The following is a 4,867-nucleotide window of genomic DNA, read 5'->3' on the forward strand; positions in this document are numbered from 1 at the left end:
GCCGAGCTGGAGGTGGTGGGCGTCAACCCGCTGCGGCTCGAGGAAGCTCCCGAGGTCGAGGAAGACTGGGGGGAGTAGCCCCGCGCCATGCGCAAGGTCGACCTCGTCTATACGCGCGTGCGCACCGAGGAGAAGCTCCTCCTCGAGGCGCTGCGCAGGCGCGACTGCGCCGTCAACCTGGTGCAGGACTCCGGGATGGTGCTGTCCATGGACCGGCAGCGCGTCACCGAGGCCGACACCGTGTTGATGCGCAGCATGTCCTTCACGCGTGCGCGCTACCTGGCCACGTTCCTGGAGATGAAGGGGCTGCGCGTGCTCAACAGCGCGAGGACCATCTCACTGTGTGGGGACAAGGCGCTCACCAGCGCCGCGCTGGCCGCGAAGGGCGTGCCCATGCCGTGGTCCTTCGTGGCCTTCGACGAGGACGCGTGCCTGGAGGCGATTGAGAAGAAGGGCTACCCGGTGGTGACCAAGCCCGTGCTGGGCAGCTGGGGCCGGATGGTGGCCCGGTTGGATTCGCGCTCCGCGGCGGAAGGCGTGCTGTCCACGCGCTTCGGCACCGGCGGCGCGCAGGACCACGTGGCGCTGGTGCAGGAGTACGTGGACAAGCCGGGCTACGACCTGCGCGTCTACGTCATCGGCCGCGCGGTGGGGGGCCTCAGGCGGCGCTCAGAGCATTGGATCACCAACACCGCGCGAGGCGCCGTGCCGGAGCGCTACGAGGTGCCGGTGGTGCACGCGAAGCTGGCGGAGGCCGCGGCGGAGGCGGTGGGCGGGGACATGGTGGCGGTGGACCTGCTGGAGACGCGCGGCGGCGACATCTACGTCAACGAAATCAACCACTGCGTGGAGTTCGCGCGCAGCATCGACGAGACGGGCGTCCCGCTGCCGGACCTCATCGCGGAGTACGTCGCGTCCGGAGCCGGAGGAGCCCGGCGATGAGCGTGCGCGTGGCGGTGCTGGGAGCCGCGGGCTACACCGGCGGCGAGGTGCTGCGCCTGTTGCTCGCGCACCCGGCCGTGGAGGTGGTGCAGGCCACCTCCGGCCAGTTCGCCGGCAAGCGCCTGGACTTCCCGCATCCGCACCTGCGCGGGGTGGGGACGCTGCGCTACACGCCGCATGACGCGCTGGAGCCATGCGACGTGCTGGTGAGCTGCATGCCGCAAGGCGAGCTGCTCCAGCGCTGGCCGAAGGTGTCGCGGCTGGCGGAGCGGGTGGTGGACCTGAGCGCGGACTTCCGCCTGGACGCCGCGGGGCACGCGCGCTGGTACGGCAAGCACCCGCGCCCGGATGACGTGCCCGCGTTCGTCTACGGGCTTCCGGAGTGGATGGGCGAGGCGCTGACGAACGCGCGCCACGTCGCGGTGCCCGGCTGCATGGCTCACGCGGGACTCCTGGCACTGCTGCCGCTGCTGCACGCGGGGCTCGTGCGTCCGGACGTGCTGGTGGTGGACGCGAAGACGGGTTCGTCTGGAGGCGGCTCCACGCCAGACCGCTCCTCGCACCACCCGGAGCGGGCGAACGCGCTGCGCTGCTACAAGCCGGTGGGTCACCGGCACACGGGCGAGTTGGAGGGCGTGGTGGCGCGCGTCACCGGACAGCAGCCCACCATCCACTTCAGCGCCACGGCGGTGCCGGGAGTGCGCGGCATCCTCGCGACGGTGCACGCGTTCGCGGCGCGACCGGTGGAGGAGTCGGAGGTGGTGCGCGCCATCGCCACGCGCTACCGCGAGAAGCCCTTCGTGCGGCTGCTGCGCCCCAGTGCGTCGCTCTCTCCGTTCCCGGAGCCCGGGCCGCTCCTGGGCACGAACCACTGTGACTTGTCGGTGGACGTGGACGCGGAGCGGGGCCGCATCGTGGTGAACGCGGCCATCGACAACCTGGTGAAAGGTGCCGCCGGCACGGCGGTGCATGCGCTGAACCTGATGCTGGGCCGCCCGGAGACGGAAGGGCTGGGCTTCCGGGGCCTGCATCCGCTCTAGACCGCTGTCTGACTCCCGCTTTTTGACTCCGAGGAGCCTCACCCCATGAGCATCCTGAGCACGAAATCGAAGGCGGACGCGTCACTGTCCCCCGGCGCGGCGTTCGCGGCGGCGGTCCAGAAGCACGGCACGCAGGCGCACGTGGACTACGACAACTCCATCGTGGACGCATTCCCCGGCTTCAAGCGCCGTCCGCGCATCGCGGTGCGCGGCATGTTCAAGACGGCCAAGGCCGAGCGCGATCCGGTGCCCTTCTGGTACGAGACGCACCCCCAGGCGAAGCCCACCGGACCGGTGCAGGACGTGGACCTGCGCCCGGAAGCGGGCTTCGAGTTCCACCAGGACACGCAGGCGCTCAAGCCCACGCGCGCGTGGATTCAAGTGCCGCGCAACCTGCTGGAGGATTCCCAGTCGCTGGCGCAGTTCATCGACTTCCGGCTGCTGGTGCGGCTGAACACGGCGGAGAACCAGGCGCTGTGCATCGGCAAGGGCGGGGACGGCGTGCGCGGCCTCCTGCACACGCCGGGCATCGTGCGGCTGCCGGCGAAGAAGAACGCGGTGGCCTCGCTGCTCAACGCCTGCGCGCAGGTGGAGCAGATGGGCGGGTCCGCGGACGGCATCGTCATCAACTCGTTGGACTTCTACGAGCACCTGGTGGGCCAGCAGTCGCTCCTGTCGGACCTGGCCGCCATGGGCATCCGCCTGTGCCGCACGCGCATGGTGAACCCGGGCACCATCATCGTCGGGGACTTCACCGCCGCGGCGACGCTGTATGACAGCCAGCGCTCGGTCATCCGGTTCGCGGAGCCGCCGCCGGGCATCTTCCCGCGCGAGGGACTGGCCGCCTACGGCGAGGTCTACACGACGCTCGCGGTGCACCTGCCCACCCACTTCTTCGTGGCGTCGCTGACCTGATGGCCTCCGCGAGCGCGAAGGGCGAGGGCGCGCAGCTCACGGTCCTCTACATCACCGGCTGGTGCCGCAGCGGCAGCACCATCCTGGGCAACGTCCTCAACGAGGTGCCGGGCTTCTTCCACGTGGGGGAGCTGAGCTTCCTCTGGAAGAACGCGTACGGGAACGGCTCCAACACGTTGTGCGGCTGCGGCCAGCAGCTGTTGGAGTGCGGCATCTGGAACACGGTGTTGACCTCCGACGTGCCGGCGGGCCTGACGCCGCGCGCGCATGCGGCGGAGGTGGTGCTCAGGCAGCAGGCCGCCGTGCGCACGCGGCACACGTTGCGGGTGCTGGACGAGGCGGGGGATTCGCACGCGCTCCAATCGCACGCGGACTTCCTCGCGCGGACGTACCGCACCATCGCGAGGGCGACGGGGAGCTCGGTGCTGGTGGACAGCGGGAAGTTCCCGTCCGAGGCGGCGCTGTTGCCGCGCGTGGAGGGCATCCGGCCGCTGTATCTGCACCTGGTGCGTGATCCGCGCGCGGTGACGCACTCGTGGACGAAGACGAAGCAGTACGTCGTCCCCATGTCCGCCGCGCGCAGCACTGCGTACTGGCTGGGCTTCAACGCCGCGTCGGAGGAGGTGACGCGGAGGTTCCCCGCGCAGTCGCTCTTCCTGCGATACGAGGACTTCATCGCCGCGCCGGACCGCGCCGTGGACACGGTGCTGGACCTGGCGGGCGTGCCACGCACGCAGAACCCGGTGAAGGGTCGCACGGTAATGCTGGGGAAGAACCACACCGTTACCGGCAACCCGGACCGCTTCCGCAGTGGTCCCACGCTCCTGCGCGGCGAGGACGACGCGTGGAAGGGGGAACTGGCCTCCGGAGCGAAGGCGCTCACCGTGGCGCTCGCGTGGCCGCTGATGGCGAAGTACGGGTACTTCAGAGGCGCACGGCGAGCTCCCATCGGAGGGGCCGCGCCGGGTGCGGGCGCGGAGCCCCGTTCCTGAGCCTCCGGACATGACCCCTGTCCTTGCGGATGCGAAGGCGAGAGTCCGGCCAGCCCCCCGTCGGAGGCGTACCGAAAAAACCTGTCCGACAGTCGGACAGGTTCGGAGGTCCGTGGTGGGGAGCCTTCGGGCCAGCCAGGCTCCGGAAACCTGTCGGACAGTCGGACAGGTTTTGAAGAGCCGGGGCCCGGGACCTCGTCCCGCCCGAGCCGAGGAAACCTGTCGGACAGTCGGACAGGCTCGGGGGCCCGTGGCTGGGGTCGGCCGCACCATCCGGGCAGCGGAAAGCTGTCGGACAGTCGGACAGGTTCTGAAGAACCGGGGCCCGGGACCTCGTCCCGCCCGAGTTGAGGAAACCTGTCGGACAGTCGGACAGGTTTTGAAGAACCGGGGCCCGGGACCTCGTCCCGCCCGAGCCGAGGAAACCTGTCGGACAGTCGGACAGGTCTTGGAGAACCGTGGCTGGAGGCTGCTGGTTCATCTGGGCCGCCGAAACCTGTCGGACAGTCGGACCGGTTTTGGCGCACCGCGGCCGGGAGGCTGCTGGTTCATCTGGGCCGCGGACTCTTGTCGGACAGTCGGACCGATTTTGGCGCACCGCGGCTGGGAGGCTGCTGGTTCATCTGGGCCGCCGAAACCTGTCGGACAGTCGGACCGGTTTTGGCGCACCGCGGCTGGGAGGCTGCTGGTTCATCTGGGCCGCCGAAACCTGTCGGACAGTCGGACCGGTTTTGGCGCACCGCGGCCGGGAGGCTGCTGGTTCATCTGGGCCGCGGACTCTTGTCGGACAGTCGGACAGGTTTTGGAACGCCGTCGCTGGAGGGGCTGCCCGCTCCTGCCGGGCCGCGGACTCTTGTCGGACAGTCGGACAGGTTTGGGCTGAGCCGGGCGGGAGGAGCGCAGGGCTGTCCGGGAGGCTTGCGGGCCGTAGGTTGGCGCGGGCGGGCTCACGAGGGACGGCCGGGCAGGGGTGGGGAG

Annotated in this window: 4 protein-coding genes; all 4 read left to right on the forward strand. The window is 70.2% G+C overall.

Translation table 11 applies throughout. From position 1 onward, the window contains the following. Window positions 1–87 precede the first annotated feature (87 nt). From D7Y11_RS41630 to D7Y11_RS41645, 4 genes are read left to right on the forward strand one after another with little or no spacing between them, the layout of a single operon-like run. Complete coding sequence (locus tag D7Y11_RS41630; RefSeq protein WP_120581078.1) at window positions 88–942, forward strand: RimK family alpha-L-glutamate ligase; 855 nt, start codon at window positions 88–90, stop codon at window positions 940–942. Further along, window positions 939–1,982, forward strand: a complete 1,044-nt coding sequence (gene argC, locus D7Y11_RS41635; protein ID WP_120599569.1) for an N-acetyl-gamma-glutamyl-phosphate reductase — start codon at window positions 939–941, stop codon at window positions 1,980–1,982. Before D7Y11_RS41630 ends, argC begins: the two co-directional genes overlap by 4 nt. Window positions 1,983–2,027: 45 nt before the next feature. Beyond that, window positions 2,028–2,897, forward strand: a complete 870-nt coding sequence (locus D7Y11_RS41640; RefSeq protein WP_120581080.1) for a family 3 encapsulin nanocompartment shell protein — start codon at window positions 2,028–2,030, stop codon at window positions 2,895–2,897. After that, on the forward strand, window positions 2,897–3,889 hold the full coding sequence (locus D7Y11_RS41645; RefSeq protein WP_120581081.1) for a sulfotransferase: 993 nt from the start codon (window positions 2,897–2,899) through the stop codon (window positions 3,887–3,889). Before D7Y11_RS41640 ends, D7Y11_RS41645 begins: the two co-directional genes overlap by 1 nt. Window positions 3,890–4,867: the final 978 nt, after the last annotated feature.

This window comes from Corallococcus sp. AB018 (assembly GCF_003986945.1).
GTDB lineage: Bacteria > Myxococcota > Myxococcia > Myxococcales > Myxococcaceae > Corallococcus > Corallococcus exiguus.